This is a genomic window from Vibrio sp. OPT46 (genome assembly GCF_015163535.1).
In the GTDB taxonomy this organism is placed as follows: Bacteria; Pseudomonadota; Gammaproteobacteria; order Enterobacterales; family Vibrionaceae; genus Vibrio; species Vibrio alginolyticus.
The window spans coordinates 1-432 of the sequence record NZ_JADDYG010000057.1; the positions used below are offsets into that span (position 1 = coordinate 1).

The following is a 432-nucleotide window of genomic DNA, read 5'->3' on the forward strand; positions in this document are numbered from 1 at the left end:
TGGTGGTTCTTTTTAGGGAGTCAACTAGGGCTTTACATCTACTATGCTGTAAACAGGCTTTTGAAGACAATGAACCTCGATTAAGACAATAAAAAAAAAGGGCCATTATCTTTTCAGAAAAATGGCCCTTATACATCAATCAATGCTTTCAACAAATCCCTCTATTAGCTCGGATGTATTCGATTGTGCACCACCAGCGAATCCAGTTGAGCTATTTAATGAAGGTAAGATTTCTTTTATAAGGTTCAATATTGACAGTCGAGTTAAAGTGTAGGAGGTCATATCTTTAACTCTTTTTGCTTCCATCTCCTGGGCGGGATTATTGATCTCCATCTCCTTATTGGCCGTTTTTATTTTCTCTTTTAACAGCCCTAGTTGCTTGATCTTAGAAAACTTTAATTCGTTATTAACAGTAAACCCTAAAGTGGCGTT

1 protein-coding gene is annotated in these 432 nt (G+C 36.8%); it reads right to left on the reverse strand.

Annotated elements, in window-relative coordinates; all coding sequences use genetic code 11:
• Positions 1-135: 135 nt before the first annotated feature.
• Positions 136-432: hypothetical protein (locus IQR33_RS02720; protein WP_193843493.1), on the reverse strand; the 297-nt coding region annotated here is incomplete at its 5' end.